Genomic DNA, 26,402 nt, shown 5'->3' with positions numbered 1-26,402 from the left:
TTAGGCTCTACAATATTTGTTGGGGTTTAGCATTATCTAGTTATAAATAATACAATCCACTCATATAATGATATGTGCATGAATGGGTGGAGGGATCGCAATGGAAGTGGATGGCGTTTTTTCCGGTGGCGGTATCAAAGCATTCGCATTTTTGGGGGCTTTAGATGAGTGTGAACGACAAGACATCCGTTTCAAACGGATTGTGGGTGCTTCCTCAGGTGCATTAATTGCTGCACTTATTACTGCTGGGTATAAACCTGGTGAATTAAAAACAATTATTGATCAAATTGATACTGAGAAGTTTTTAGATCCTCATCCAATTGCAAAACATATCCCACTCGTGAAATGGCTATGGTTATATTTTAGATTAGGGTTATATCAAGGGGATTATATAGAAAATTGGATTGAAGACTTATTAAAAGCTAAAGGGGTCCATACTTTCGCAGATCTTAATGATAACTTATACATAGTCGGAGCGGATATCACAAATGGAAGAATTGCTATATTTCCAGATGATTTGGAAAACATATATGGGATTGACTCTAGTATGTTTTCAGTTGCTAAAGCTGTTAGAATTAGTATAAGCATTCCATATTTCTTTCAGCCCATAAATTTGAAGACGAATCACGTTAATAAGTGCGTCTTTGTAGACGGTGGGACATTGAGTAATTTTCCATATTGGGTATTTAAGCAAGAAAAGTTAAAGAACAATCGGCCGTCATTGGGAATTAAACTAAGCTCAAATGATCCGGTAGTACCGGGCCAAAAAATTAAAACAGCATTTGATATGTTACCCGCAATTGTTTCAACTATGATTCATGCACATGATACTAAATACATATCTAATAAAGAAGCGGAAAATATTATGTTTATCCCTATTAATGATGAAGTTAATGCAACTGATTTTGATTTAAGCCAAGAGAAGAAAGATTACCTTTACAATATCGGTAAGGAGAGCGCCAAGAAGCATTTCAGTTCATGGGATGTCATAAAAAATAGCTGAACCTTAATAGGCTCAGCTATTTTTTATTCCCTTTAATAACAGTTAGATGAGAAGCTTTTTTATTTGTCCGTTGAATTTTGCTTGGTCCGTTACGTTTTGTAAAAGGTACCGTATTTTGAGAATATTTCTTTTTGGATTGTTTGACTGCCTTACGATAATTACGATCTTGGCCACCTTTATGTCTACCGATTAAAAAGTAATAAATGATGAAGCCAAATAGAACAGCAAAACCTAGCATCATTAGTATACTTTTAAAAAAACTTACGGGATTAACTATTAAATTATAAATGAGTCCAAAAATGGCTAAACCAATTATACTATAAACGATGTATTTTGCACTTTGCCCCATGATAGACTCCTTTCGCATAACTGTTCTATTATTAATTATCTTACCAATTTATTCAAGTAATATACGGCATTATAATAATATTTTACTAAAATTTTCGTCAAACGTACATAGCAATGTCATGTGGTATGATTCGGCCTTAAACGTGCACACTATTTGACATGGAGGGATGAATATGTCGAATCAACAAGATGAAAGCAAACGTTCTGTATTCTTAAAAAGTCTATTTTGCGGAGTGGTGGGGGCTTTTATATGGGGAATAGTCGGAACTATATCATATTTTTTCGCTTTTTCTGAGGTTTCTCATGCTTCATTTATTTTAAGGTCCTTTTTCGCGGGGAGTTGGACTGAAGGAATCACAGGTGAATTAATTAGCCTTGGCATTTTAACCTTATTAGGTGCTGTGCCAGCGTTAGTTTACTATTTATTTATGAAAAAACTTCATGGGATGATGCCTGGTATTATGTTCGGGATTGGATTGTGGGTACTTGTATTCATCATTATGAACCCTCTATTTTATTTTGTTCCTACATTTTATGAGTTATCTAGTGATACAATTGTGACGACAATCTGTTTATTTATATTATACGGTGTCTTTGTGGGTTATACGATTTCTTATGAATATCATGATCGTCGAATTGAAACGAATGATGTCCAAAAAGAAGCATAATTATGATAAACTAATAAATAGACAGAATATTGAGGGGAATGGCTATGAAACCAGTATTATTACTGAATGGACCAAACTTGAACCTTTTAGGTCAACGAGACCCATTTTATTATGGTGATCATTCACTAGATGATATTGTATTGAACGTAAGAGAGTTTTTTGAGTCACACTCAATTGAACTGGAATCGTATCAATCTAATCATGAAGGAGACTTAATTGATCAATTGCATAGGGCGCATGAAAGTTATTCAGGAGTCTTGTTTAACCCCGGAGCTTATACTCATACGAGTGTAGCACTTCGAGATGCAGTAGAAGCAATTGCTCCTCCTGTTATTGAAGTGCATATCTCTAATGTACATAACCGAGAGAAGTTCCGAGAGAAATCATTCATTGCACCTGTATCTGCTGGCCAAATTGTAGGGTTTGGAGTGGAAAGTTATTTGGTTGCAGCTTTTGCTATGACAAAAATATTAAAAAAAGAGAGGGAGAGTATTAATGACAGCTAAATTAAAACAATTAAGAGGGAAATTGAAGGAAAATAATCTGGATGGTTTATTAGTTACAAACGGGAAGAACAGACGTTACTTAACAGGCTTTACGGGAACAGCTGGAGTAGTAATTGTGACAGCGGATCAGGCATTATTCATTACAGATTTCCGTTATACTGTTCAAGCTAATGAAGAAGTTAAGGGCTTTGAAGTTATTGAACACAAAGGACCAATTCATGAGGAAGTAGCGAGACAAGTTGAAGATTTAAACATTAAACGCTTAGGTTTTGAAAAAGAAACTATGACTTATTCTACATATGAAACTTATCGCGATCACTTGAAGGCAGAATTTGAACCTGTATCAGGTCTTATTGAAGATTTAAGATTGATAAAGTCCAAAGATGAACTGCAAGTTCTTAAGGAAGCTGCTAAAATAGCGGATGACGCATTTGAACATATTTTGTCTTACATAAAACCAGGTGTTAAAGAAATCGATGTTTCAAATGAATTAGAGTTCTTTATGCGCCGCCAAGGAGCAACGTCGTCTTCATTCGATATTATTGTAGCATCTGGTTATCGTTCTGCTCTTCCGCACGGTGTTGCTTCTGAAAAAGAAATTCAATCAGGAGAGTTAGTTACCTTAGATTTCGGAGCCTTATACAAGGGTTATTGTTCTGACATTACAAGAACAGTTGCGGTTGGAGAAATTGACGACAAGCTAAAAGAAATATATGATGTAGTATTGGAAGCACAAAAACGTGGCATGAAGCATACGAAGGCTGGAATGACAGGAATTGAAGCTGATGCGTTAACACGTGATTATATTAAAGAAAAAGGTTATGGTGACTATTTTGGACACTCAACGGGTCATGGGCTAGGTATGGATGTACATGAAGGTCCGGGATTATCTTATCGCTCAAATACAGTCCTCAAACCAGGGATGGTTGTTACAGTTGAACCTGGTATTTACGTGCCAGATGTAGGTGGATGTCGTATTGAAGATGATACGGTTATTACTGAGGATGGAAATGAAACCTTAACATTTTCTAAGAAGGAACTTATAATCTTATAATAATTGAGGAGGCAAACTAATGATTTCTGTAAATGACTTTAAAACTGGACTAACGATTGAACTCGATAACTCAATTTGGCAAGTAATCGAATTCCAACATGTAAAACCAGGTAAGGGAGCGGCATTTGTTCGTTCTAAACTTAGAAATTTAGAAAATGGTAGCATACAGGAAAAAACATTTAGAGCTGGTGAAAAAGTTAACAAAGCTCACTTAGAACGTCGTAAAATGCAGTATTTATATGCAGATGGTAATAATCACGCGTTTATGGATACTGAAACATTCGAACAAATTGAAATCCCTACTAAAACAATTGAATCTGAACTTAACTTTATGAAAGAAAATATGGAAGTGACCGTTTTAATGTATGATGGTGACACCTTAGGAATTGAATTGCCTAATAATGTGGAACTAGAAGTAGTTGATACTGAACCAGGCGTAAAAGGTGATACTGCAAGCGGCGGTACAAAACCTGCAACTTTAGAAACTGGTTACACGGTTCAAGTTCCATTCTTTGTTAATAAAGGAGATATGTTAGTGGTTAGCACCACTGACGGAAAATACGTGTCACGCGCAAACTAAATAACTAACATTAATGCACTCTGAAGGTTAGATTTATTTCTAACTTTCAGGGTGTTTTTTATTTTATTTGCAAAAAAATGATTAAGTAAACATATGACCAAAAAATGTTTTATATATAACTTTTAATAGATTAACTATACTATTTTTTCATATTCAAGAGATAGCATTCATAGAATAGTGATATCAAATAGGAGGACAGGCAATGAATGAAATTTTAAATATGTTACCCGTTGAGCTTAAACAAATCATCACTCAGTATGATGATTTTAAATTGAAGAAATTGGAAGAAATCAGGCTAAGAATTAATAAACCGATTGAGTTTGTCTTTCATAATCACACAGATTTCAATAAACAATTTATTTTCACTGAAAATGAAGCCAAGGAATTTTTGGGCAAAATTAGCCAACATTCGGTCTATCGCATGGAAGAAGAATTAAGAAATGGCTATATTACAATTCGCGGGGGACATCGTATTGGTATTGCCGGTAAGGTTTCTTTATCAAATGGAAAAGTTCAGGCTATTACGCACATCTCATCCTTTAATATAAGGGTTGCTAAAGAGCATAAAGGATCCGGAAAATCAATCATATCTGCTATCTATAATCAAAGTTCGAGAAAAATATTTAACACCATGTTAATTGGTGCACCCAAAACAGGTAAAACGACACTATTACGTGATGTAGTTAGGTTAATAAGTGATGGGACTAAGAACCAAAAAGGATTGAGAGTCTCGTTAATTGACGAGCGTTCAGAAATTGCTGCACCTTACGAAGGAGTTCCTCAACATGATGTTGGTATTCGAACGGACGTGATGGCAGACTGTCCTAAAGCAGAAGGGATGATGATGATGATCCGCTCAATGTCACCAGAAGTTTTGGCAGTTGATGAAATAGGAGATGAACTGGATGTTAAAAGTATTCAGGAAGCTGTCTTCGCAGGAGTACAGGTAATTTGTAGTATTCATGGATATACATTAGATGATATAAGAAGGCGCCCTTCTTTAAATCCGTTATTTCAAGAGCAAGTCTTTGATCGATATATTTTATTAGATTACGAGAATGAACCTGGACAAGTAAAGCATATCTATAATAATGATTTCAATATCATTAATTTTGACATAAGGGGAAATCGCAATGAAATGGATTGGAGCCATCTTGATACTGTTCACGTGCACGTGGGTCGGAATCGATATCGCTAGAAATTATTCTAAACGCCCTAAACAAATTCGCGAACTGTTACATGCTCTACAAATCATGGAAGCTGAGATGGTTTACGGACAAGAACCCATTCACCAAGTTTTATATAAAATTTCAAAGCAATTGACGCCTCCGCTAGGCTATATTTTTTATGATATATCTGAAATTGTCGTTAATAGCCATGAGTCATTACACACCATTTGGGAGCAAACATTGAATAAAAAATGGCACCATACTGCCATGAAAGAACGAGAAAAAGAAATTATTATTCAGTTTGGTCAAACACTAGGTATTCACAATTTGGAACAACAACAAAAACAGATTCAACTGGCTAAAGCCCATCTTCAAAGAGAGTTAGGTGATGCATCAGAAGAGGAGAAGCGATTTTCTAATATGTTTCGCGCACTAGGAGTATTGTTCGGATTATTACTAACCTTGATCTTTATATAACAAATGGGAGGTTAAGATAGATGACCGATGTATATTTATTATTTCAAGTAGCTGGAATTGGAATTGTCGTTGCTATGATTCACACAATCTTAAAACAAATGGGTAAAGAAGATATTGCACATTGGGCAACTTTAATTGGATTTGTCATCGTACTCGTCATTGTTGTCGATCATCTATCGAGATTATTCCAACAGATTAAATCCGTATTTCTATTACAGATTATTAGAGGTTTATTTATGTAATGCAAATACTTCAGTTGTTATCCGTTGTGATAGTAGCAGCGATGTTAATTATTCTAGTGCGTGAGAAACATGAGACGATTGGATTTTTATTAATTGTAATTACTGGTGTAATTGTATTCATTTTTATATTGGACAAGGTATCTCAGTTGTTTGATGTCATACAGCAAATTGTTTCTCGGTTCAATGTATCCTTACTTCATCTAGACACCATTTTTAAAGTAATTGGGATTGCATATATAACAGAATTCACAGCTCAGTTATTAAAAGATGCAGATTTAGAAGCTATTGCCATTAAGGTTGAACTTGTTGGAAAAATATTCATATTATTGTTTGCACTTCCAATATTCATCGCAGTTCTCGAGACGTTAATGAATTTTATACCTGGTTAGAAGGGATCGTCTTATGAAGAAAATATCGTTCACCGTCATTTGCGCTGTATTCATCGTTATGATTTTTGCATCAAACGCTTCAGCAACTGAACAACAAGAGCAACTTTTTAAAGTGCCTGAAGAGTGGGCAGAAAGTGAAGAAATGCAAGCTCAATGGCAGCAAATACTTGCTAACTACAGAGAATATCTACCTTTTTCAGACCAAGATCATTGGCTTGACTCGGTTCAAGATGGATCTGTCTTTTCAATTAAGTACTGGTTCTCGGGAATTATTAAATTCTTCGTTGATGAGTGGATTGTTAACGGAAAATTATTAGGGATGTTGATTTTTTTAACGTTATTAAGTGTCTTTTTAAAGTTATTAATCGGCTCTTTTGAAAATAAAACGGTATCAAAAGTTAGTTATCTAGTTATTTTTGGTGTTTTATTAACGATTGCAGTTACTAGCTTTTATAATGCCGTTCAATATACAACTGGTGCTATCGACGGAATGGGTAATTTCATGCTAGCTCTGTTGCCTTTAATGTTAAGTCTTATGGCAGCGTTCGGTAATGTGGCCTCAGTGGCATTTTTTTCTCCAGTTATTCTAACTTTTGTGCAGGTTAGTGGAATTTTAATTGGCAAAGTTGTTTTACCTTTATTTTTCCTATCAGCTATTTTAAACATTGCTAGCACAATCAACAACGAATATAACGTGACAAAATTAGCAGACCTTATTAAACAGGTTGCATTCATTATATTAGGTGTGTTCTTGACCCTGTTTATCTCAATTATGTCTCTTCAAGGGGTTAATGCAGCAGTAGCAGACGGGGTTGCAATTAGGGCTGCAAAATTTGTAACGAGCAACTTTATTCCAGTCATTGGGAGAATGTTCACGGATGCAACAGACACAGTTTTATCAGCATCCGTTCTATTAAAAAACTCTATCGGAATAGCTGGGGTTGTTTTGATATTAATTATTACGCTATTTCCGGTATTAAAAGTTTTTGTTCTAGGATTAATTTTTAGATTATCAGCAGCTTTATTACAACCAGTTGCAGATGGACCAATTACAGATGCAATCGAAACGATGGGAAAACATATTTTTTATATATTGGCAGCTTTGTTAGCAGTATCAATCATGTTCTTTTTTGCACTAGTCATGCTCATAATAGTCGGTAATTTAACTTTGATGGTTCGATAAGAGGTGATCATTTGTCGTTTATATCAAATTGGGTTTCGCAAATTGTATTTTTTATTTTTCTAGCAACTATTATTTCTCTTCTCATACCATCAACTAAACATGACCAAGCTATCAGACTAGTTTTTGGATTAGTTATATTCTTGTTATTCCTACATCCATTAACACAATTGTTTAATATAAACCCTAACCAATACGTAGATTCTTGGGAGTCGAAGGTAAGTGAAATGATGGATGAGGATTTAGAAAATGAAATAAATTCTAAAAAAAGTGAAATACAAGCATCACAACATGCATATATATTAGAACAGTTACAACTGGAAATAAGAGAGTTGGTTGAGAAAGACTTACAAGAGCAATTCAACCTTGACTTACAAACAGTTGAGATTAGTTTGGATGATTCAAATAAACTTGAAGATGTTAACGTCGATCAGATCAAAACTATCAAATTTTATGTCACAAAAAAGATGGACAACCAGATTCAAGATATAGAGATTGTCCGGATTCCAACTAAAGAAGAACAACAACAGGACGGAGCGTTAGAACAAAAAGTGAAAAAGATGGTGGCATCAAAGTTAAATCTTTCAATTAGCCAAATTCAACTTATTTGGGAAGGGGAGTAAGTATGTTCCAAACTCTAAAAAGGTTTCTAAAAATGAAAGACGAAAGTAACCGACCCACCAAAAGATCATACATTATTCTTATTGGTCTGTTGGGTTTACTATTTCTAATTGTTTCAAGTGTTTTCTCGAATAATTCTGATCAGCAAGAACCAGCTCCCATCACAAATGAGGAGGAGGTCTTTCTTGATAAAAATGAGGAAAGTCAAACGAGTTCAGGTGATGATGTTGCAAGTGAATTAAGGAATCAGATGCAAGGTGAGTTAGCAACAGCTTTAGAAGCTTTACAAGGCGTTTCAAATGTACAAGTTATGCTCCAATTAGAAGCTTCATCACTCAAAGTTTATGAAAAAAACACTATAAAAGGTAGCCAGCGGACGAGTGAGACAGATCAAAATGGTGGTACAAGAGAAGTTGAAGATGAAACAGTAGAAAATCAAACTGTCATTCTTAGAAAAAATAATTCTGAAGAACCACTACTAATTCAACAGAAATATCCGTCCGTTAGAGGTGTCCTAATTATTGCGGAGGGGGTTGATAATCCACAGAAGAAACAAGTGGTTGTTGAAGCAGTATCAAGATTATTAGATGTTTCAACGCACCGAATTTCAGTTTTGCCAAAAGATAAGGAGGAATAATTTATGGTATTGAAAAAACAAACTGTATGGTTAATTACAATGTTGAGTCTATTAATTGTATTAAGTGTCTTTTATATGACGTCACCTAATGATGTTGAAGTGGTTGGTACGGATGATGATGAACAAACGGAAGAAAATCAAAATGGAGAAGACAACAATAAAGAAGAAGGCAATGAAAATGAAGGCAATGAAAATGAAGGCAATGAAAATGAAGGTAATAAAGAAGAAGGTAATGGTGAAGGCGAAGGTGAAAATGGAGATAGCAACCTTGATGTATCAGGTATGAGTGTAGATGATCTATTTGCTACAACACGCTTAGAAAAACAAGATACTAGAGAACAATTAATTGAACAGTGGGAATCAGTTTTAGCATCATCTAATTCATCACCAGAAGAAGTTAATGAGGCGATGGAAGAGATTCAAGATATTCGTACTGTTGCTCAGAAAGAGACAATTTTGGAAAATACGATTCGTTATGAAAAAGACTACCGAGATGTATTAGTACAAAAAGAAGAAGACTCAGTTAAAATTACAGTTATTTCAGAGGAATTATCTAAGACAGATGCGAATCAATTAATGCAAATGGCTAGAGATGAATTTGGAGTTATGAACGTTATAGTGAGCTTACAAGAAGATGATGTATAAAATATAATGATATTTTAGAAGTCCCATATCGAAACGGTATGGGATTTATTGTTTATAATAGATTAATCGATTAATGAATTTAAAAATTCAAAAGATAAGTTGAAGTTTTTAAGCAATTTATCGTACAATAATTAGTAGGAATTATTAGTACCTGTTAATAAAAGTAAAAGGAGTGCCAATATTATGCTAAAAGTACAAGAAGTTCGAGAATTAATCAAATTGATCGATGAATCTTCTATTTCAGATTTTACTTATGAATCAAATGGTACCACGATTACATTAAAAAAGAGCAATGGTGAAGTTGTAACTGTTAATCAACCACATACTGAACAAAAAGTAGTAGAACAGCCAAAAGCAGTTAGTGCTGAACCAAAGGCTGAAGTTACAGAAGAGCCTAAAGAAGAAGTTAAATCAGAGAAAACTGAAGAAAAACCAGCTTCTCAAACGGATTTTGACCATGAAATTGTATCACCAATGGTCGGTACATTTTATGAATCACCGTCTCCTGATGATGACCCATATGTGAAAGAAGGAGACATAGTGGAGTCAAATTCTGTTGTCTGTATTGTTGAAGCAATGAAATTATTTAACGAGATTGAAGCGGAAGTCAAAGGTGAAATCGTTGAAAGACTAGTAGATAACGGAGAACTAGTTGAATACGGACAACCACTATTTAGAGTGAAGAAAAAATAAGGGAGGGATTGTCCGTGATTCAAAAAGTATTAGTTGCAAACAGAGGAGAAATAGCAGTTCGCGTTATTCGTGCTTGTAAAGAGTTAGGAATCGAGACTGTCGCAATTTATTCAGAGGCAGACCAAGATGCACTTCATGTGCAATTAGCGGATGAAGCTTATTGTGTAGGTCCTACGCTAAGTAAAGACAGCTATCTTAATAAAACGAATATCATGAGTTTGGCAAAACTGACCAATTCAGATGCCATTCACCCTGGTTATGGGTTTTTATCTGAAAACGCTGATTTTGCTGAGATGTGTGAAGAGTGTAATGTTACCTTTATTGGTCCAAGTGCTGATGCCATCTCGAGAATGGGGACAAAAGACGTTGCCCGTGAGACTATGCGTAACGCAAATGTACCAATAGTCCCTGGTTCAGAGGGAATCATTCAGAATGCCGAAGAGGGCAAGAAAATTGCTGAGGAAATTGGTTATCCTGTGATTATAAAAGCAACTGCTGGCGGTGGTGGTAAAGGTATTCGCGTCGCTAGAGATGAAGAAGAGCTAGTTAAAGGGATTCGTTTAACACAAAACGAAGCAGAAACAGCTTTTGGTAATCCTGGCGTATATCTTGAGAAATTTATTGAAGATTTTCGCCACGTTGAAATTCAAGTGCTGGCTGACAAACACGGAAACACAGTACATTTAGGTGAACGTGATTGTACAATTCAGCGTCGTTTACAAAAATTAATCGAAGAGACACCTTCTCCGGCCATTGATGAAAAGACACGTCAAGAAATGGGAAATGCTGCTGTTAAAGCAGCAGAAGCAGTTAATTATGTAGGTGCTGGTACGATTGAGTTTATCTATGATCGTAAACGAGGTACTTTTTATTTCATGGAAATGAACACTAGAATTCAAGTGGAACACCCTGTTACTGAAATGGTCACAGGCAAAGACTTGATTAAAGAGCAAATTAAAGTTGCCAATGGAGAAAAACTTTCCTTCAAGCAAGAAGATATTAAGTTTGAGGGCTGGGCAATAGAATGCCGTATTAATGCGGAAGACCCTTTCCGTAATTTTATGCCTTCAGCAGGAAAAGTTGAAATGTATCTTTCACCAGGCGGCTTAGGCGTTCGAGTAGATTCTGCTGCTTATTCTGGGTGGAATATTCCGCCTTTCTACGATTCGATGATTGCAAAATTAATCACTTATGGTAATACTAGAGAAGAAGCAGTAAAAAGAATGAATCGTGCTCTTGATGAATTTATCATTGAAGGAATTCATTCCACCATTCCATTCCACAAACGTATGATGAATCACCCTGTATTTGTTGGTGGGGAATTTAACACTAAATTCCTAGAAGAGTATGATGTATTATCTGAAGAATCGTCTGAAGAGGTGAACTAAATGGAAGATAAGCAACTACTTAACGTAAGTGACGATCAGCTAGGAAAAGTTGAAATTGCACCTGAAGTTATTGAAGTGATAGCTGGTATTGCTGCTAATGAAGTGTCTGGCGTTGCAAATATGCGTGGCAATTTAGCATCCAACGTAACTGAACGCTTCGGTAAGAAAAAGCACGGTAAAGGTGTAAGAGTGGATTTATCTGAACAAGGTATTGTCATTGATGTTTTTACTGTATTGGATTATGGCATCTCAATACCAACTGTAGCACAAAAGATTCAGGACAGTATTCGTTCAACATTAAAAAATATGACAGCACTAGAAATTCTGGAAATAAACGTTCATGTTGTTGGTGTTCAAATTGAGGATAAACAAGATGAATTAAATCAAGAAACAAAGTCATAATGTATGATCATCTAACTTGCTGGGGAATCCCTAGCAAGTTTTTTCAATTATTGAGATGTTTATAGGCGTATAATCGCTACTTCGTTCATTTTCCTTAGTACCTAATAACTTTTATGTAAACTAAGTTCTTTAACGTCTTTTGGAATTGTTACTAACACATAAAAATCATGGTAAACTAATATTGAACGTGGTAGGATATAAAAGGATATTTGACACCTAAAGGAGAAGTAATTATGAAAGAAAGAACTTTTGCTCGAGAAAAAGCTATTCAAGCATTATACCAAATAGATATCAATAAAGATGTTTCAATAGATCATATTAGTGAAACATTAGAAGATTTAAATGATTACAGTAAAAAACTGATAACAGGCGTGTTAGAACACTTAAGTGAAATAGATCAAGCTATTTCGGATAAACTCGAAAAATGGTCGTTTAATCGTATTGCAACGGTTGAAAAGACGGTACTTAGAATCGCTGTTTATGAAATGCTTTATGTTGACGATGTACCTAGAGAAGTTACAATCAACGAAGCTGTGGAGTTAGCGAAACGATTTAATGAAGATCAGTCAGGTAAGTTTATAAACGGCGTTCTGTCTAAATTTATGTAAGAGAGAGTAGGTGAAAAAGATGCCTGCAACAATTATGTACGGAAATGTCCTCGCAAATGAAATGCGAGAAAATATAAAAGAGGATGTTAATGTATTAATAGATAGCGACATTCACCCTAAATTAACTGTGTTAATTATCGGTGAAAACCCCGCATCAAAAACATACGTTAGAATGAAGCAAAAAGCGTGTCATAAGGTAGGAATAGCATCACAAGTCATCGAATTGAATGAAAATATTTCTGAAGATGAACTACTTGAACAGATCAATAAATTGAATGAAGACAATACAGTACATGGTATTTTAGTTCAACTACCTCTTCCTAATCATATTAATGAAAAACGAGTGCTTGAATATATTGACCCTGTTAAAGATGTAGATGGATTTCACCCAATTAATATTGGAAGAATGCAAATTGGTCATGATTCATTAGTACCCTGTACACCACTAGGGATTATGAAACTGTTAGAATACTATCAAGTTGATTTATCAGGGAAACATGCAGTTGTTGTAGGAAGAAGTAACATTGTCGGAAAACCAGTAGGGCAGTTACTCTTAAATCAAGATGCAACGGTAACGTACTGTCATTCTAAGACTGAACAATTATCTAAAATTACAAGGCAAGCTGACCTTCTAATAGTTGCAACAGGTAAAGCAGCTACCATTAAGGCACAAGACGTTAAAGAAGGAGCAGTCGTCATTGATGTTGGAAATACATTTTTAGATGATGGTAGGGTAGTTGGTGATGTTGATTTTGAAGCGGTTAAAGATAAAGTACAGAAAATTACCCCCGTTCCAAAAGGTGTCGGCCCAATGACAATTACAATGCTTTTACATAATACTGTTAAAGTTGCAAAAAGCTTCATATAAAAGGGAGTTTTACGAGTGGAGAAACAATATTTGACTGTTACAGCTTTGACCAAATATATTAAACGTAAATTTGATACGGATTCACATCTGAAAAATGTTTGGCTTCAAGCGGAGATCTCAAACTTTAACCATCACTCAAGAGGACATATGTATTTTACACTAAAAGATCAAAATGCAAGAATCTCAGCAGTGATGTTTGCCTCACAAAACCGTTATTTAAAATTTAAACCTGAAAATGGAATGAAAGTGTTAGTCAGAGGCGATTTATCTGTTTATGAACCTCAAGGGCAGTATCAAATATATGTTCAGAGTATGCAGCCAGATGGAATTGGCGCATTATTTTTAGCTTACGAAGAATTGAAAAAGAAATTGGAATTCGAAGGACTATTCAATCAAGAACGAAAGAGACCAATACCTAAATTCCCAAATCGGATAGCAATCATCACATCTCCTACAGGGGCTGCCGTTCGTGATATTATAACCACTTTAAAAAGGCGATATCCAAATGCTAGACGGACCATTTTCCCTGTATCTGTTCAAGGTGAACAAGCTGCACCTTCCATTGTTCGTGCGATTCAGTTTGCTAATAAAATAAATCAATTTGATACGATTATTGTCGGTCGAGGTGGAGGCTCAATTGAGGAGTTATGGGCATTTAACGAAGAGGTTGTAGCAAGAGCAATTGCTTCATCTAAAATTCCAGTTATTTCAGCCGTGGGACACGAAACAGACTTCACAGTTAGTGACTTTGTTGCAGATTTAAGAGCGCCAACTCCAACTGCAGCTGCTGAATTAGCTGTACCTTCAATTTTAGATCTTAAAAAGCAGTTGTTAACAGACACTAACAGGCTGCAACAAACCTTACAGTATCGTTTAAATTCATATAAAGACAGGTTAAGGTCCCTAAATCAGGCATATGCATTTAAATATCCAATTCATTTAACAAGGCAAAAGGAACAGGATTTAGATCGGCATGTACAAAGACTTAATCGAACAATCAAAACTTATTTTAGACAAAAACAAACAGAACTAAATCAGTCACAAAAGCGGCTTTTTACGTTTAAACCAATGTCAATGGTACTTCAGCAGAGCCAAGAATTATCCTATAAGAAAAATCGTTTAAATCAAGCAATAAAAAAAGAAATAACCAATCAAAACAGTCAATTCCAAAATCAATTAAACAAATTATCCATATTAAATCCATTAGAAACGATGAAGAGGGGATATTCCATCACGTTTAAAGGCGATGAGATTATTAAGTCAACAAGGCAGGTAGCCGAAGGTGACGCGTTAAAAATCTCAATAAAGGATGGATTGATTGACTGTCAAGTTTCTGGAATTGAAACAAAGGAGGAGAATAGCTATGACTGATGATAACCAAAAACAAGAATTGACGTTTGAGCAAGCGATGCAAAAGCTTGAAGGTATTGTTGAGAAGTTAGAAGAAGGTGATGTTCCGCTTGAACAAGCTATAGAATACTATAAAGAAGGTATGAAGTTGTCGAATTATTGTAATCAAAAATTACAATCAGTTGAAGAAGAAATCACTGAAGTTATGAAAGAGTCAGGTGAAGCTGTACCATATCAAATGGAGGAAGAATCTAATCGTGATTGAACAATATATTAAAGACCAGCAACTTAATCTTAATTCCATACTAATCGATAGGTTAAATCAATTAAACATCCCAGATGATTTCAAACAGGCTGTGTTTTATTCCATTGAAGCGGGGGGGAAAAGGCTAAGACCAATCTTAATGATGGTGACTTATGAAGCTTTCAAAAATAATACAGATAAGATTGTTGATCCTGCAATAGCGTTAGAAATGATTCATACATATTCATTAATCCATGATGATTTGCCAGCTATGGATGATGATGATTTTCGCAGAGGGCAAGCAACCTTACACCGCAGATTTGATGAAGCAACTGCTATATTAGTTGGTGATGGACTTTTAACTTACGCATTTAATGTCGTTTCCACGTCCTCGCAATTGGAAGCAGAAGAAAAAATTTATACGATCCAACAGTTAAGTCAATCTGCTGGTTATGAAGGAATGATTGCTGGCCAACATTTAGATTTAAAAGCAGAAGACAGGCAATTAGAAGAAACTGAGTTAAATGACATACATCAGCTCAAAACAGGGGCCATTATTAGAGCAGCAATTAAAATTGGAGCATATTTAGGCGGGGCAACACCTCCCCAAATAGAAGCTTTAGATGAATTTGGTAAATATTTAGGGTTAGTTTTTCAAATACAAGATGATATTTTAGATGTTGAGGGTGATATAGCTGTTATTGGTAAACCTGTTGGCAGCGATGAAGAACGTAATAAAAGCACATATCCTCAAATTTTAGGTTTAGATGAAGCAATGAAAATAAAAGAGAAATATATGGGATTAGCTAAGGAGAAGTATGGTGAGTCAGGTATTGATCAGCCTTTATTGTTAGAACTATTAGATGTCTTTGGTAATCGTCATTCTTAACCCCAAATAATTGTTACAATCGCCCGAATATGGTAAAATAGTCATTGCAATAGGGGTGGTGCAGTATTCTAGTCGGTCCTCCACTTCTGAAGGCGGGCCTAAAAATCCGCCAAAGGGCACATCGATGAAGTTCCTGGTGTTGGCTTGAGGCGCCCAGCCTTGGGTCAATGCTGGGAGTTAAGGTTGTAGGGCGATCCACAAAGGCATGTGGGCGTTGACCCTACTTCCGCGGAGGCCCATTATTGTGCCCCATTAATCGCGCTTAATGGGGTACGAAATGGGGTATGAACCTGCACTATAAGGTTAGGATCCTTATTTGCAGCGTAGCCTGCCTTGAGTGGTGTTTAGGGGATTACAATTAAAAGCATTGAATCGGATGGCCACCGAGGACGTGCTGTTGACATTGTATGAAATAAACACTGCAAAAGAGGCTAGGAAGTGGTTAAAGACTGTCGAGGAAAACTCCTAGACTGTTCTCGGGACACTTAAAAGGGATTGTAGTGTGGACTAAGTGGTAGTCCAGTCTAGCTGTGGTGACGCAGTTAAGTTCGGTTTAAAGGGGAACCACCGATGTGGCAACACACGGCACCGGATTGGGAAAACCTACTGGACCTAAGCCGCAATATTTACCTTTTAAGTGACCATCCCTATCTACATATAAAGTGTTTGTTTTTAATTTGTACAACTACGAGGTATTTATGAATAGAAAAACTTTAAAAAGATCACTAAATTTTAGTATAAGTATCGCCGTTATCACTTTCGTGTTAGCGGCCATTTTTTCAATTGTATCTAATGTCGCTTTAGACGGGACAATATGGACAATTGGATTAATTATTGTATTTATTATTGTTTTTATAGGCGTTGTGTTTGATATGATGGGAATAGCAGCAGCTGCTGCGACTGAACAACCTTTTCATGCCATGGCAGCCGAAAAAGTGACAGGTGCAAAAGAATCAATTGTTATTGTCAGAAATGCTGACCGTTTTGCATCGTTTTGTAACGATGTAATTGGTGATATTGCTGGTATTGTTAGTGGTACAGCTGCGGCATTAGTGGTAACACAATTAGTTGATGTATTTAATACAGGGAGACCAACCCTTTCAATTGTGTTAACTAGCATTGTAGCAGCACTTACTGTTGGTGGTAAGGCTTTTGGAAAAACATTAGCAATGACGAAATCCACACAAATTATATTGTTTGCAGGTAAATTAGCATTTTTTGTAGAAAATAAACTGAATATACGAATTTTACCTTCATTAAAAAAGAAAAATAATAAGCAAGAAATATAGTATAAAGGTGAGTGGTCCACTTGGATCTTAAAGAAATTAAACATCCTTCAGATATTAAAGCATTATCAATTGAAGAACTTAAAGGTTTAAGTGAAAAAATTAGACAGTTCCTAATACAAGAACTGTCTGTTACTGGAGGACATTTAGGACCTAATTTAGGTGTAGTAGAATTAACATTAGCGTTGCATCATGCCTTTGATAGCCCTAAAGATAAATTTATTTGGGATGTAGGACATCAATCTTATGTTCATAAAATGTTAACAGGTAGAACTGATCAATTTTCAACATTAAGACAATACAAAGGTCTATGTGGTTTCCCGAAAATGAATGAGAGCGAACATGATATTTGGGAAACAGGGCATAGTTCAACTTCTTTATCTGCTGCAATGGGTATGGCAATTGCTAGGGATATTAAAGGAGAGGACCATTCTGTTGTGCCAGTTATAGGTGATGGTGCCTTAACTGGTGGCATGGCTTTAGAAGCTTTAAACCATATTGGAAGTGAAAAGAAGAATATAATTGTAATTTTAAATGATAATGAAATGTCGATTGCTCCAAACGTTGGTGCGCTCCACAATATACTAGGTAGATTAAGAAGCGGGCAAAAATACAATTGGGTTAAAGATGAGCTTGAATGGCTTATGAAAAAAGTACCGGCTGTTGGCGGTCGTTTAGCCACTGCTGCTGAACGTGTTAAAGACAGTATGAAGTATTTAGTTGTGCCAGGCATGTTTTTTGAAGAAATGGGATTCACTTATTATGGACCTGTTGATGGGCATGATTTTGATGATTTATTTAATTCCATTCAATATGCTAAAAAGACAGAAGGACCAATACTCGTTCATGTCATAACCAAAAAAGGTAAGGGATACCAACCAGCTGAATCCGATAAAATTGGAACATGGCATGGCGTTGGCCCTTATAAAATTGAATCAGGAGAAAGTATGAAAAAAGCGTCTAATGGTCCTGGTTGGAGTAAAATTGTAAGCGATACACTTATGAAAGTTGCCGACAAAGACCGAGATGTAGTGGCTATAACTCCTGCGATGACAGTTGGTTCAAAACTTGAAGATTTTAAAAAGAAATTTCCGGACAGGCTTTTTGATGTAGGAATTGCTGAACAGCATGCAACGACATTAGCTGGTGGTGTAGCAACTCAAGGGCTAAAACCATTCTTGTCGATTTATTCCACATTCTTGCAAAGAGGTTTTGACCAAGTTGTGCATGATATTTGCCGTCAAAACTTAAATGTAGCATTTGGAATTGATCGTGCAGGATTAGTCGGTGCAGATGGTGAGACACACCAAGGCGTATTTGATATATCCTTCCTTAGAGATTTACCAAATATATCGATTATGATGCCTAAAGATGCAGATGAATGCCAGGATATGGTTTACACAGCATTAGAGCATCAAAGTGGACCAATAGCCGTTAGATATCCACGAGGTAACGCCAAATCGGCACCTGAGGAGAGACCACTTCAAAAACTACCAATTGGAAAGTGGGAAGTTCTCAAAGAAGGTGAGGATGCGGTTATTTTAACCTTTGGCACGATGATTGATTTAGCGTTAGATGCTGCTAATGAACTTGAAAAAGAAGATTATTCCATTAAAGTAGTCAATGCAAGGTTTATTAAACCACTCGATTCCAAACTGCTTAAAGAGTTATATAAGAGTCAAATCCCAATGTTGACCTTAGAGGAACATGCTCTTAAAGGTGGGTTTGGTAGTGCAGTGCTTGAATTTTTTGAACAAGAAAATAAACCAATGCCTTATGTAAAAAGAATGGGTATTCCTGACCGCTTTATTGAGCACGGTAGCGTAAATGAATTGCTTGAAGAAGTTGGTCTTACAAAGAGCGGAGTAATGGATCAGTTAAAAGAGATGGTCCCAACAAAAGAGAAAAGAGCTTAGAGTATGAGTAAGAAAGTTCGTTTAGATACATTTTTAGTTGAAAAAGGTTTTTTTGATTCAAGAGAAAAAGCAAAGCGTTCAATTATGGCTGGTTTGGTATTTCATCATACAGAACGTTTAGATAAACCAGGATTGAAAATAGATCCTGCTATAGACGTAACGGTAAAAGGTAAAGCTATTCCATATGTTAGCAGAGGTGGTCTTAAACTTGAGAAAGCGTTAAAGGTTTTTAAGATCTCATTAAATGACCGTCTAGTCATGGATATCGGCTCATCAACTGGTGGATTTACGGATTGTTCTTTGCAAAATGGCGCGAAAGAGGTATATGCCATAGATGTTGGTTATAATCAATTAGATTGGAAATTAAGAAATGACCCTAGAGTACATGTTATGGAAAGAACAAACTTTCGTTATGTTACACTAGATGATTTAAATCATGGCCTTCCAAATATGGCTGTGACAGATGTTTCGTTCATATCATTAAAATTAATTTTTCCTGTATTAAAGCATTTATTATTAGACCAATCTGATATTGTCGCTCTAATAAAACCCCAATTTGAAGCTGGACGAGAACAAGTTGGTAAAAAAGGTATCATTAGAGATCCAAAAATTCATGAAGAAGTTATTCGAACCATTACGAATTTTGTTTATGATGAAGGTTTTGATTTACTTGGATTAGATTACTCACCAATTACAGGTGGAGATGGAAATATTGAGTTTTTACTGCATGCAAGATGGACGGGTGACGTACCACAAACAGATATAAACTCATCTCGCATTAGTGAAGTGGTTCAATTAGCACACCAAGACTTTAGCCAAAAGAAAAAATCGAATAATTAAGTTGGTGGTATTTAAGTGAAAAAAGCACAGCGATTGATGAAAATTCGTGAATTAATATCTAAAGAGACGATTGAAACTCAAGATGAAATGGTAAAGCGGTTCCATGAATTAGGTTATCCTGTTACACAAGCAACGATCTCAAGGGATATTAAAGAACTGCAATTAGTAAAAGTACCTAATCATGATGGGACTTATAAATATAGTTTGCCTCAGGATCAACGTTATGATCCTGTTCAAAAATTAAGAAGAATGTTAACAGATAGTTTTGTATCAATAGATCGAGCAGATCATTTTATTGTGTTAAAAACAATTCCTGGGAATGCTCAAGCAGTCGGAGCGCTTTTAGACCAATTAGATTGGAATGGAATAATGGGTACACTATGTGGTGATGATACATGTATGATCATCTGCCGTTCTCCAGAACAATGCGTTGAAGTATATGACAGTTTTAATGATATGTTGAATTAAATTGAGGTGGCTAACGTGTTAGCAGAAATTAATATTAAAAACTTTGCTATAATTGATGAAATTTCTTTAAGTTTTAAAGACGGTTTAACCGTTTTAACAGGTGAAACAGGAGCTGGTAAATCCATTATTATTGATGCTATTCAGTTGTTAGCTGGAGCAAGAGCTTCTGTTGAATTTGTTAGACATGAAGCTGATCGTGCAAACTTAGAAGGAATTTTCTTTATCGAAGATGATCAACATCAGGTATATAACGTTATAAGGCAGTTTGATATTCCTTTAGATGATGAAGGAAGTATAATTTTGCAGAGGCAAATTACATCTAAAGGTAAGAGCATTTGCAAGGTTAATGGCAAGCTAATTACGTTAGGGATACTTAAAGAAGTTGGCCAAGCACTTATAGACATACATAGTCAGCATGAAACTCAATCACTAATGCAACCTGAGCAACATATTAAGTTGTTAGATGAATATCAACATGAGAAGTTAACGCAAGTGAAGGAATCTTATTTAATCTTGTTTAACGATTATGAACGGTTATTAAGGCGATACAAAGATTTATCCGAAAATGAACAAGAAATTGCACAAAGAATTGATTTAATTAAATTTCAGTATAATGAATTAACTGAAGCAGAACTAGAAATTGATGAAGACTCACAACTTGAAGATGAACGTCAGCAGTTAGCCAATTTTGAACGGGTTTTTGAAAATTTGCAAACAACGTATTATGCCTTATATGGTGAGAATAAGGGTTTAGATTTTCTTAGTCATGCGATGACCTCACTTGAGCAACTAGAGGATGTTAGCGAATCATTTAAAAACCTTTCAGAACATCTAAAAAATCATTATTATGCTATTGAAGAATTGTCATTTGACCTCAGAAATCAGCTAGATCAACTGGAATTTCAACCTGAGCGATTAAATGAAATTGAAAAAAGATTGCATGAAATTAATCGTTTGAAGAGAAAATATGGTAAAGACGTTAATGAATTATTGGAATTAATGGCTAAAATGGAAGAAGAATTAGAACAACTAGAGAATAAAGATACTCATCTACATTCGCTAGAACAACAAATAAATGAGGTTGAAAAAGACACACTTATAGAAGCAGAACAGTTACATGAAGTTCGAAAGCAAATAAGTGAAAATCTTAAACAAGCAATTCATGCTGAATTAAAGGATTTATATTTAGATAAAGCTCAATTTGATGTTCAATTCAATACGATTGAAGGGCATATAAATTGGAGAGGTCAAACAATAAAGTTATCTAAAAATGGTTTAGACCAAATCCAGTTTATGATAAGTACAAATCCAGGTGAACCGCTTAAACCAATGCAAAAAGTAGCATCTGGTGGTGAAATATCGAGGATTATGTTAGCACTTAAAAGTATTTTTGCAGAACATCAAAACATGACAAGTGTTATTTTTGATGAAGTTGATACAGGTGTTAGTGGGCGAGTGGCACAATCCATTGCAGAAAAAATTCATCAAATATCAAATGACTCTCAAGTGTTATGTATTACCCATTTACCACAAGTTGCAGCCATGGCAGATCAACATTTACTTATTGAAAAGGATCAAAATGACCATCGTACAACGACAGCAGTCAAAGAGTTAGACCGTAAAGAAGCTGTTCTTGAAATAAGCCGCATGATGTCAGGTGCTGAAATTACAGATACAACGTTACAACATGCTGAAGAATTAATTAAGCAGGCAAGAAATAGCGTTAAAGCATAGGATGCGCCTTAAAGTGTAAACTCTAAGGCGCTTTTTCTTATTAAAATCCACCTATACTTTTATTCACATCAATAATACACAAAGTAGGAAATCTTAAACTGTTTTACATGTGTTTTAATCGTTTAAAAAGCATGCGAAATGCTCAAATTAAGCATACAGCTTAATCAAGAAATGAGGAGTGTCAACATGAAAAAGTCTCGCCAAATCATACAATTAATTCTCCTTGTTTCGTTTTTAATTCCATTCTCGCATGTTTCCGCTGAAACTGTTAGTGAAGTCATTCCTGGCGGTCAATCCGTCGGTGTTAAATTACACACAACTGGTGTGATTGTTGTAGGTTTTAGTCCTGTTCAAACTGATGATGGTAAAGTCTCAACAGCTGAACAAGCTGGTGTTAAAACTGGTGATATTATTCTTCAATTAAACGGTGAAAAAATTGAAAACATGAATGCGTTTATCCAAGAGATGAAGAAACTTGAAGAGAGTAAGAAGCCAGTAGAACTACTCTTAAAACGAAAAGAGCACATCTTTCCTTTGTCCATTAATCCAATATATGATGTAAAAGATGAGGCTTATCGTTTAGGCTTATTTATCAGAGATGCAACTGCAGGTATTGGGACACTTACTTTTTATCATCCAGATACTAAGAAGTATGGTGCATTAGGTCACATTATCATGGATCATCAAACGAAAAAACCAATTGACATATATAATGGTAAAATTGTAACTTCTGACATTACGTCAATTAATAAAGGTAAAAATGGTACCCCCGGTGAAAAGAAAGCACGCTTTTCTATGGATGACGATAGTTTAGGTACCATTTCAATCAATAGTGATTACGGTATTTTTGGTAAATTAAATAATGAGTCAATTTTAAAAAACCATAATGATCCAATTCCTGTTGCAAAATCTAATGAAGTTAAGGAAGGTAAAGCTAAAATTTTAACCGTTGTTGAAGATGATGAGGTTAAATCATTTGATATTGAAATAATTAGCAGTGTACCAAGTAAGAATCCTGAGACTAAAGGGATGGTTATTAAGATAACTGACCCTGAATTGCTAAAGAAAACAGGTGGCATCGTACAAGGTATGAGTGGAAGCCCAATTATTCAAGATGGAAAATTAGTTGGGGCAGTAACACATGTTTTCTTAAATGATCCGACAAGCGGCTATGGTGTACATGTAGAATGGATGTTAAATGAAGCAGGGTTACAAATAGAGTCAGATGAAGAATTAAATAAAGCCAGCTAAAACGTTTAAAGCATCAATCGATATGATTGGTGCTTTATTTTTTGTATATTTAATATAATCGACAAAGAATTTTAAAAAAGCTCAAAAATTGTCGTAAAAAGAAGAAATTATTAGAATTTAAATAAAAATATAAATAATTTAAATTTTTTTCGGATAAAAGAAGGATTTTTCAGGATTACATGGAATAAAGTTAAGTGAAGACAGAAGAAAAATCTGGGAGGTTTACATTAATGGAAAAAGTACGTTTAGGGATTGCAGATGACAACAGGGACTTAGTCACCATGTTAGAGAATTATTTTGGTGAGGAGGAATTGGTCGAAGTAGTGGGAACAGCGTATAATGGTAGAGAATGCTTAACATTAATTGAAGACACCAATCCAGACGTACTCATCTTAGACATTATTATGCCACATCTTGACGGTTTAGCTGTTCTAGAAAAAATGCGTGAATTAGAAGTCGATGAACTTCCTAATGTAATTATGTTAACTGCGTTTGGCCATGAATCTGTTACTAAGAAAGCTGTTGAGTTAGGTGCTACATACTATATGTTGAAACCGTTTGATTTGGACTTGCTCAAAGAGCAGGTTTTACAAGCTGCAGGTGCCATTCAACAAAAACCAATGTCCACTCAGCCAGGCCAGTCAGCAGTTAAACCCGCAAAGAAAATTGACTTAGACGCTAATATTACTTCCATCATCCATGAAGTAGGAGTTCCCGCTCATATTAAAGGTTACATGTATTTACGAGAAGCCATTTCAATGGTTTATCATGATATCGAGCTTTTAGGTTCAATCACAAAAGTTTTATATCCAGATATTGCGAAAAAATATAATACAACGGCATCACGTGTAGAAAGAGCGATTCGTCACGCAATAGAAGTTGCCTGGAATCGAGGTAATATTGATTCGTTATCATCTATATTTGGTTATACTGTAAGCGTTTCTAAAGCAAAACCAACTAATTCTGAATTCATTGCTATGATTGCCGATAAATTACGATTAGAACATAAAGTTAGCTAAAGAATCCTAACCTCCTCTTTTAACTTTGTTAAAAGAGGAGGTTAATTAATGAAAATGAGATTTATGTTAACAAATGGTTGGTACTTCTCTTCAGAAATTAAACATAAATAACAGTAAAATCTTGATTAAAAGGCACCTCATTTAATGAGGTGTTATTTTTATTCTTAAAAGTTTGTGTAAACTTATTATGCTTTAAAATATTGCGTGATTCTTCAGAGTTCTCTACAATTTCAAGTTTCATTAATGACATACATAATGATAAAATGTAAAAATGTATTACATATTCGGAAGGGGATCATACATGAAAGTTGCTAAATTTGGTGGCAGTTCAGTTGCGAGCGCTAAGATGTTACAAAAAGTTGCTAATATTATTAAAGAAGACGAAAAGCGTAAATTTATCGTCGTTTCTGCACCAGGGAAACGATATGATGAAGATATAAAAGTAACTGATTTATTTATTAAGCTTGGAGAACAGCACATCAGTGGACAAGATACGAGCCAAACATTAAATCAAATTGTGGACCGTTTTTTATCTATTACTCAAGAATTGGGCTTGTCTGATGACGTTGTAGGTCGCGTTAAAAAAGAAACAACCTATGTTATAAATGAAACAAATAATACTGCGCATCTAAAAGACGCACTTAAAGCGATGGGTGAAGATTCATTAGCAAGAGTGTTGAGTGCTTATTTAAACAAAATTGGTTTAAACGCTACTTATGTCAATCCAAAAGATGCAGGAATTATTGTGAGTGATCAGCCAGGGGATGCGCAAGTACTGGATTCCAGTTATGAAAAAATTAATCAACTTAGGGACAAAGATGGAATAATTGTTATTCCAGGATTTTTTGGCTACACAGAAAAAGGAGTTTTAACCACATTCCCAAGAGGCGGTTCGGACATTACTGGCTCGATTGTAGCTGCAGGTGTTGAGGCTGAGCTATATGAGAATTTTACAGATGTAAGTTCTGTATATTGTGTTAATCCAAATATTGTTGAACGTCCAAAAGAAATCAAAGCTTTAACTTATAAAGAAATGCGTGAGTTGTCATATTCTGGTTTCTCTGTATTTCATGATGAAGCATTAATCCCGGCATTTAATAAGAACATTCCTGTTTGCATTAAAAACACTAACGAGCCAGCTGCTCCAGGTACAATGATTGTAGCTGAAAAAGAGGAACATAATGGACCAGTGGTAGGTATTGCAAGTGATAAAGGCTTCTCAAGCATATATGTTGGTAAATACTTAATGAACAGGGAACTAGGGTTTGGTCGAAACCTTTTAAATATTTTAGTTGAAGAAGGTGTTTCATTCGAGCATGCACCTTCAGGGATAGACAGTATGTCTGTTATTGTCCGATCAGATCAATTAACAGAAAAGAAAGAAGAACGCTTACTTAGACGAATTAAACAAGAACTAAATGTAGATAACATTGATATTAATCACAATTTAGGAATGGTTGTGATCGTCGGTGAAGGAATGAGTCGGAGAGTAAATGTTGCTGCTATTGCTACGACTGCAATTGCTAAAGCAGGTGTCAATATTCAAATGATTAACCAAGGTTCATCAGATGTATCGATGATGTTTGGAATTCGTGAGGAAGATATTGATCAGACGGTTCATTCACTATACCAGGACTTTTTTGAGTCGTCTATGCCAGTTAGATAAAAACAAAAAAAGCGGTTGGGACAAAATATGTATTAATCTAGAAGAAGACGAATATTAGAGGAGAGATCAATCCCTAATATTCGTCTTCATTTTTTAGCTGCGTCAAAATGCTTCGCTTTCCGTAGGCACGGCGCGGGCTTCCCCAAACTCACTACTGTTCGTTTGGCGTGATTTTCAGCTCGTGCTGTTCCTGCAGGAGCATTCCTATCGAATCAGGTTTTCACCTCTTGAATTAAAAAGGGCCCTCCGTTATGATGCTGT

30 protein-coding genes are annotated in these 26,402 nt (G+C 35.4%); 29 read left to right on the top strand and 1 reads right to left on the bottom strand.

Features of this window, described 5'->3' with window-relative positions:
• Positions 1-100: 100 nt before the first annotated feature.
• A complete protein-coding gene (locus tag ACFSW4_RS00835; protein WP_054752934.1) occupies positions 101-1,003 on the top strand; it encodes a patatin-like phospholipase family protein in 903 nt (300 codons plus the stop codon).
• A gap of 16 nt (positions 1,004-1,019) precedes the next feature.
• Here the strand turns inward: ACFSW4_RS00835 and ACFSW4_RS00830 are convergent, their stop codons facing one another.
• The gene (locus ACFSW4_RS00830) at positions 1,020-1,352 is read right to left on the bottom strand and encodes an SA1362 family protein (RefSeq protein ID WP_377326846.1); all 333 of its coding nucleotides are present in this window, start codon (positions 1,350-1,352) and stop codon (positions 1,020-1,022) included.
• 172 nt (positions 1,353-1,524) lie between these two features.
• Here ACFSW4_RS00830 and ACFSW4_RS00825 point away from each other — a divergent pair, with 172 nt between their 5' ends.
• From ACFSW4_RS00825 to ACFSW4_RS00690, 28 genes are all read left to right on the top strand, one after another.
• Entirely contained in the window at positions 1,525-2,019 is a 495-nt protein-coding gene (locus tag ACFSW4_RS00825) for a YqhR family membrane protein (RefSeq protein ID WP_377326844.1), read from the top strand.
• Positions 2,020-2,063: 44 nt separating this feature from the next.
• Positions 2,064-2,525, top strand: a complete 462-nt coding sequence (aroQ, locus tag ACFSW4_RS00820; RefSeq protein ID WP_054752928.1) for a type II 3-dehydroquinate dehydratase — start codon at positions 2,064-2,066, stop codon at positions 2,523-2,525.
• Complete coding sequence (locus ACFSW4_RS00815) at positions 2,515-3,579, top strand: M24 family metallopeptidase (protein WP_054752926.1); 1,065 nt, start codon at positions 2,515-2,517, stop codon at positions 3,577-3,579. Before aroQ ends, ACFSW4_RS00815 begins: the two co-directional genes overlap by 11 nt.
• Before the next feature lie 19 nt (positions 3,580-3,598).
• Complete coding sequence (gene efp, locus ACFSW4_RS00810; RefSeq protein WP_054752925.1) at positions 3,599-4,159, top strand: elongation factor P; 561 nt, start codon at positions 3,599-3,601, stop codon at positions 4,157-4,159.
• A gap of 202 nt (positions 4,160-4,361) precedes the next feature.
• A complete protein-coding gene (gene spoIIIAA, locus ACFSW4_RS00805; RefSeq protein WP_377326841.1) occupies positions 4,362-5,357 on the top strand; it encodes a stage III sporulation protein AA in 996 nt (331 codons plus the stop codon).
• The gene (gene spoIIIAB, locus ACFSW4_RS00800) at positions 5,293-5,805 is read left to right on the top strand and encodes a stage III sporulation protein SpoIIIAB (protein ID WP_377326839.1); all 513 of its coding nucleotides are present in this window, start codon (positions 5,293-5,295) and stop codon (positions 5,803-5,805) included. Before spoIIIAA ends, spoIIIAB begins: the two co-directional genes overlap by 65 nt.
• A 20-nt stretch (positions 5,806-5,825) precedes the next feature.
• Positions 5,826-6,047, top strand: coding sequence for a stage III sporulation protein AC (gene spoIIIAC / locus ACFSW4_RS00795; RefSeq protein ID WP_054752917.1), 222 nt, complete (start codon positions 5,826-5,828; stop codon positions 6,045-6,047).
• Complete coding sequence (gene spoIIIAD, locus ACFSW4_RS00790) at positions 6,047-6,436, top strand: stage III sporulation protein AD (RefSeq protein ID WP_377326836.1); 390 nt, start codon at positions 6,047-6,049, stop codon at positions 6,434-6,436. The genes spoIIIAC and spoIIIAD overlap by 1 nt, the downstream gene beginning before the upstream one ends.
• Positions 6,437-6,449: 13 nt before the next feature.
• Positions 6,450-7,619, top strand: a complete 1,170-nt coding sequence (spoIIIAE, locus tag ACFSW4_RS00785; protein WP_377326834.1) for a stage III sporulation protein AE — start codon at positions 6,450-6,452, stop codon at positions 7,617-7,619.
• Between the two features lie 11 nt (positions 7,620-7,630).
• Positions 7,631-8,239, top strand: a complete 609-nt coding sequence (gene spoIIIAF, locus ACFSW4_RS00780) for a stage III sporulation protein AF (RefSeq protein WP_377326832.1) — start codon at positions 7,631-7,633, stop codon at positions 8,237-8,239.
• Between the two features lie 2 nt (positions 8,240-8,241).
• Entirely contained in the window at positions 8,242-8,874 is a 633-nt protein-coding gene (spoIIIAG, locus tag ACFSW4_RS00775) for a stage III sporulation protein AG (RefSeq protein ID WP_377326830.1), read from the top strand.
• A 3-nt stretch (positions 8,875-8,877) separates the two neighbouring features.
• On the top strand, positions 8,878-9,519 hold the full coding sequence (locus tag ACFSW4_RS00770; RefSeq protein WP_054752904.1) for a SpoIIIAH-like family protein: 642 nt from the start codon (positions 8,878-8,880) through the stop codon (positions 9,517-9,519).
• Between the two features lie 183 nt (positions 9,520-9,702).
• The gene (gene accB / locus ACFSW4_RS00765; protein ID WP_377326828.1) at positions 9,703-10,212 is read left to right on the top strand and encodes an acetyl-CoA carboxylase biotin carboxyl carrier protein; all 510 of its coding nucleotides are present in this window, start codon (positions 9,703-9,705) and stop codon (positions 10,210-10,212) included.
• 14 nt (positions 10,213-10,226) lie between these two features.
• A complete protein-coding gene (accC, locus tag ACFSW4_RS00760; protein WP_377326826.1) occupies positions 10,227-11,600 on the top strand; it encodes an acetyl-CoA carboxylase biotin carboxylase subunit in 1,374 nt (457 codons plus the stop codon).
• Positions 11,601-12,002, top strand: a complete 402-nt coding sequence (locus ACFSW4_RS00755) for an Asp23/Gls24 family envelope stress response protein (protein ID WP_054752902.1) — start codon at positions 11,601-11,603, stop codon at positions 12,000-12,002.
• Between the two features lie 233 nt (positions 12,003-12,235).
• On the top strand, positions 12,236-12,610 hold the full coding sequence (gene nusB, locus ACFSW4_RS00750) for a transcription antitermination factor NusB (RefSeq protein ID WP_377326824.1): 375 nt from the start codon (positions 12,236-12,238) through the stop codon (positions 12,608-12,610).
• A gap of 19 nt (positions 12,611-12,629) precedes the next feature.
• A complete protein-coding gene (locus ACFSW4_RS00745) occupies positions 12,630-13,478 on the top strand; it encodes a bifunctional 5,10-methylenetetrahydrofolate dehydrogenase/5,10-methenyltetrahydrofolate cyclohydrolase (protein ID WP_054752897.1) in 849 nt (282 codons plus the stop codon).
• A 15-nt stretch (positions 13,479-13,493) separates the two neighbouring features.
• Positions 13,494-14,849 carry an exodeoxyribonuclease VII large subunit gene (xseA, locus tag ACFSW4_RS00740; protein WP_377326822.1) on the top strand — a complete coding sequence of 452 codons (1,356 nt, stop codon included), beginning with the start codon at positions 13,494-13,496 and terminating at the stop codon, positions 14,847-14,849.
• Positions 14,842-15,093 carry an exodeoxyribonuclease VII small subunit gene (gene xseB, locus ACFSW4_RS00735; RefSeq protein ID WP_054752895.1) on the top strand — a complete coding sequence of 84 codons (252 nt, stop codon included), beginning with the start codon at positions 14,842-14,844 and terminating at the stop codon, positions 15,091-15,093. The genes xseA and xseB overlap by 8 nt, the downstream gene beginning before the upstream one ends.
• A complete protein-coding gene (locus ACFSW4_RS00730; RefSeq protein ID WP_377326820.1) occupies positions 15,086-15,961 on the top strand; it encodes a polyprenyl synthetase family protein in 876 nt (291 codons plus the stop codon). Before xseB ends, ACFSW4_RS00730 begins: the two co-directional genes overlap by 8 nt.
• Positions 15,962-16,659: 698 nt before the next feature.
• Positions 16,660-17,250, top strand: a complete 591-nt coding sequence (locus tag ACFSW4_RS00725; RefSeq protein ID WP_377326818.1) for a hypothetical protein — start codon at positions 16,660-16,662, stop codon at positions 17,248-17,250.
• 20 nt (positions 17,251-17,270) lie between these two features.
• Positions 17,271-19,163 carry a 1-deoxy-D-xylulose-5-phosphate synthase gene (gene dxs, locus ACFSW4_RS00720; RefSeq protein ID WP_377326816.1) on the top strand — a complete coding sequence of 631 codons (1,893 nt, stop codon included), beginning with the start codon at positions 17,271-17,273 and terminating at the stop codon, positions 19,161-19,163.
• Between the two features lie 3 nt (positions 19,164-19,166).
• Positions 19,167-20,003 carry a TlyA family RNA methyltransferase gene (locus ACFSW4_RS00715; RefSeq protein WP_377326814.1) on the top strand — a complete coding sequence of 279 codons (837 nt, stop codon included), beginning with the start codon at positions 19,167-19,169 and terminating at the stop codon, positions 20,001-20,003.
• A 15-nt stretch (positions 20,004-20,018) separates the two neighbouring features.
• The gene (ahrC, locus tag ACFSW4_RS00710; protein WP_054752893.1) at positions 20,019-20,471 is read left to right on the top strand and encodes a transcriptional regulator AhrC/ArgR; all 453 of its coding nucleotides are present in this window, start codon (positions 20,019-20,021) and stop codon (positions 20,469-20,471) included.
• Positions 20,472-20,486: 15 nt separating this feature from the next.
• Positions 20,487-22,205 (top strand): DNA repair protein RecN, encoded by a 1,719-nt coding sequence (gene recN / locus ACFSW4_RS00705; RefSeq protein ID WP_377326812.1) that lies wholly within the window; start codon positions 20,487-20,489, stop codon positions 22,203-22,205.
• A gap of 138 nt (positions 22,206-22,343) precedes the next feature.
• Positions 22,344-23,456, top strand: a complete 1,113-nt coding sequence (spoIVB, locus tag ACFSW4_RS00700) for a SpoIVB peptidase (RefSeq protein ID WP_377326810.1) — start codon at positions 22,344-22,346, stop codon at positions 23,454-23,456.
• 230 nt (positions 23,457-23,686) lie between these two features.
• Complete coding sequence (spo0A, locus tag ACFSW4_RS00695) at positions 23,687-24,475, top strand: sporulation transcription factor Spo0A (RefSeq protein WP_377326808.1); 789 nt, start codon at positions 23,687-23,689, stop codon at positions 24,473-24,475.
• Between the two features lie 301 nt (positions 24,476-24,776).
• A complete protein-coding gene (locus tag ACFSW4_RS00690; protein ID WP_377326806.1) occupies positions 24,777-26,141 on the top strand; it encodes an aspartate kinase in 1,365 nt (454 codons plus the stop codon).
• Positions 26,142-26,402 lie beyond the last annotated feature (261 nt).

The sequence above is a fragment of the Piscibacillus salipiscarius genome, from assembly GCF_042685285.1.
Lineage (GTDB): Bacteria > Bacillota > Bacilli > Bacillales > Alkalibacillaceae > Piscibacillus > Piscibacillus salipiscarius.
This window is presented reverse-complemented; position numbering and strand designations above follow the sequence as displayed.

What these genes read in the sequence shown, in the direction of transcription:
- ACFSW4_RS00835 (WP_054752934.1), top strand. Translation starts at nt 101, where the DNA reads ATGGAAGTGGATGGCGTTTTTTCCGGTGGCGGTATCAAAGCATTCGCA.
- ACFSW4_RS00830 (WP_377326846.1), bottom strand. Translation starts at nt 1,352, where the DNA reads ATGGGGCAAAGTGCAAAATACATCGTTTATAGTATAATTGGTTTAGCC.
- ACFSW4_RS00825 (WP_377326844.1), top strand. Translation starts at nt 1,525, where the DNA reads ATGTCGAATCAACAAGATGAAAGCAAACGTTCTGTATTCTTAAAAAGT.
- aroQ (WP_054752928.1), top strand. Translation starts at nt 2,064, where the DNA reads ATGAAACCAGTATTATTACTGAATGGACCAAACTTGAACCTTTTAGGT.
- ACFSW4_RS00815 (WP_054752926.1), top strand. Translation starts at nt 2,515, where the DNA reads ATGACAGCTAAATTAAAACAATTAAGAGGGAAATTGAAGGAAAATAAT.
- efp (WP_054752925.1), top strand. Translation starts at nt 3,599, where the DNA reads ATGATTTCTGTAAATGACTTTAAAACTGGACTAACGATTGAACTCGAT.
- spoIIIAA (WP_377326841.1), top strand. Translation starts at nt 4,362, where the DNA reads ATGAATGAAATTTTAAATATGTTACCCGTTGAGCTTAAACAAATCATC.
- spoIIIAB (WP_377326839.1), top strand. Translation starts at nt 5,293, where the DNA reads ATGAAATGGATTGGAGCCATCTTGATACTGTTCACGTGCACGTGGGTC.
- spoIIIAC (WP_054752917.1), top strand. Translation starts at nt 5,826, where the DNA reads ATGACCGATGTATATTTATTATTTCAAGTAGCTGGAATTGGAATTGTC.
- spoIIIAD (WP_377326836.1), top strand. Translation starts at nt 6,047, where the DNA reads ATGCAAATACTTCAGTTGTTATCCGTTGTGATAGTAGCAGCGATGTTA.
- spoIIIAE (WP_377326834.1), top strand. Translation starts at nt 6,450, where the DNA reads ATGAAGAAAATATCGTTCACCGTCATTTGCGCTGTATTCATCGTTATG.
- spoIIIAG (WP_377326830.1), top strand. Translation starts at nt 8,242, where the DNA reads ATGTTCCAAACTCTAAAAAGGTTTCTAAAAATGAAAGACGAAAGTAAC.
- ACFSW4_RS00770 (WP_054752904.1), top strand. Translation starts at nt 8,878, where the DNA reads ATGGTATTGAAAAAACAAACTGTATGGTTAATTACAATGTTGAGTCTA.
- accB (WP_377326828.1), top strand. Translation starts at nt 9,703, where the DNA reads ATGCTAAAAGTACAAGAAGTTCGAGAATTAATCAAATTGATCGATGAA.
- ACFSW4_RS00755 (WP_054752902.1), top strand. Translation starts at nt 11,601, where the DNA reads ATGGAAGATAAGCAACTACTTAACGTAAGTGACGATCAGCTAGGAAAA.
- nusB (WP_377326824.1), top strand. Translation starts at nt 12,236, where the DNA reads ATGAAAGAAAGAACTTTTGCTCGAGAAAAAGCTATTCAAGCATTATAC.
- ACFSW4_RS00745 (WP_054752897.1), top strand. Translation starts at nt 12,630, where the DNA reads ATGCCTGCAACAATTATGTACGGAAATGTCCTCGCAAATGAAATGCGA.
- xseB (WP_054752895.1), top strand. Translation starts at nt 14,842, where the DNA reads ATGACTGATGATAACCAAAAACAAGAATTGACGTTTGAGCAAGCGATG.
- ACFSW4_RS00725 (WP_377326818.1), top strand. Translation starts at nt 16,660, where the DNA reads ATGAATAGAAAAACTTTAAAAAGATCACTAAATTTTAGTATAAGTATC.
- ACFSW4_RS00715 (WP_377326814.1), top strand. Translation starts at nt 19,167, where the DNA reads ATGAGTAAGAAAGTTCGTTTAGATACATTTTTAGTTGAAAAAGGTTTT.
- spoIVB (WP_377326810.1), top strand. Translation starts at nt 22,344, where the DNA reads ATGCTCAAATTAAGCATACAGCTTAATCAAGAAATGAGGAGTGTCAAC.
- spo0A (WP_377326808.1), top strand. Translation starts at nt 23,687, where the DNA reads ATGGAAAAAGTACGTTTAGGGATTGCAGATGACAACAGGGACTTAGTC.
- ACFSW4_RS00690 (WP_377326806.1), top strand. Translation starts at nt 24,777, where the DNA reads ATGAAAGTTGCTAAATTTGGTGGCAGTTCAGTTGCGAGCGCTAAGATG.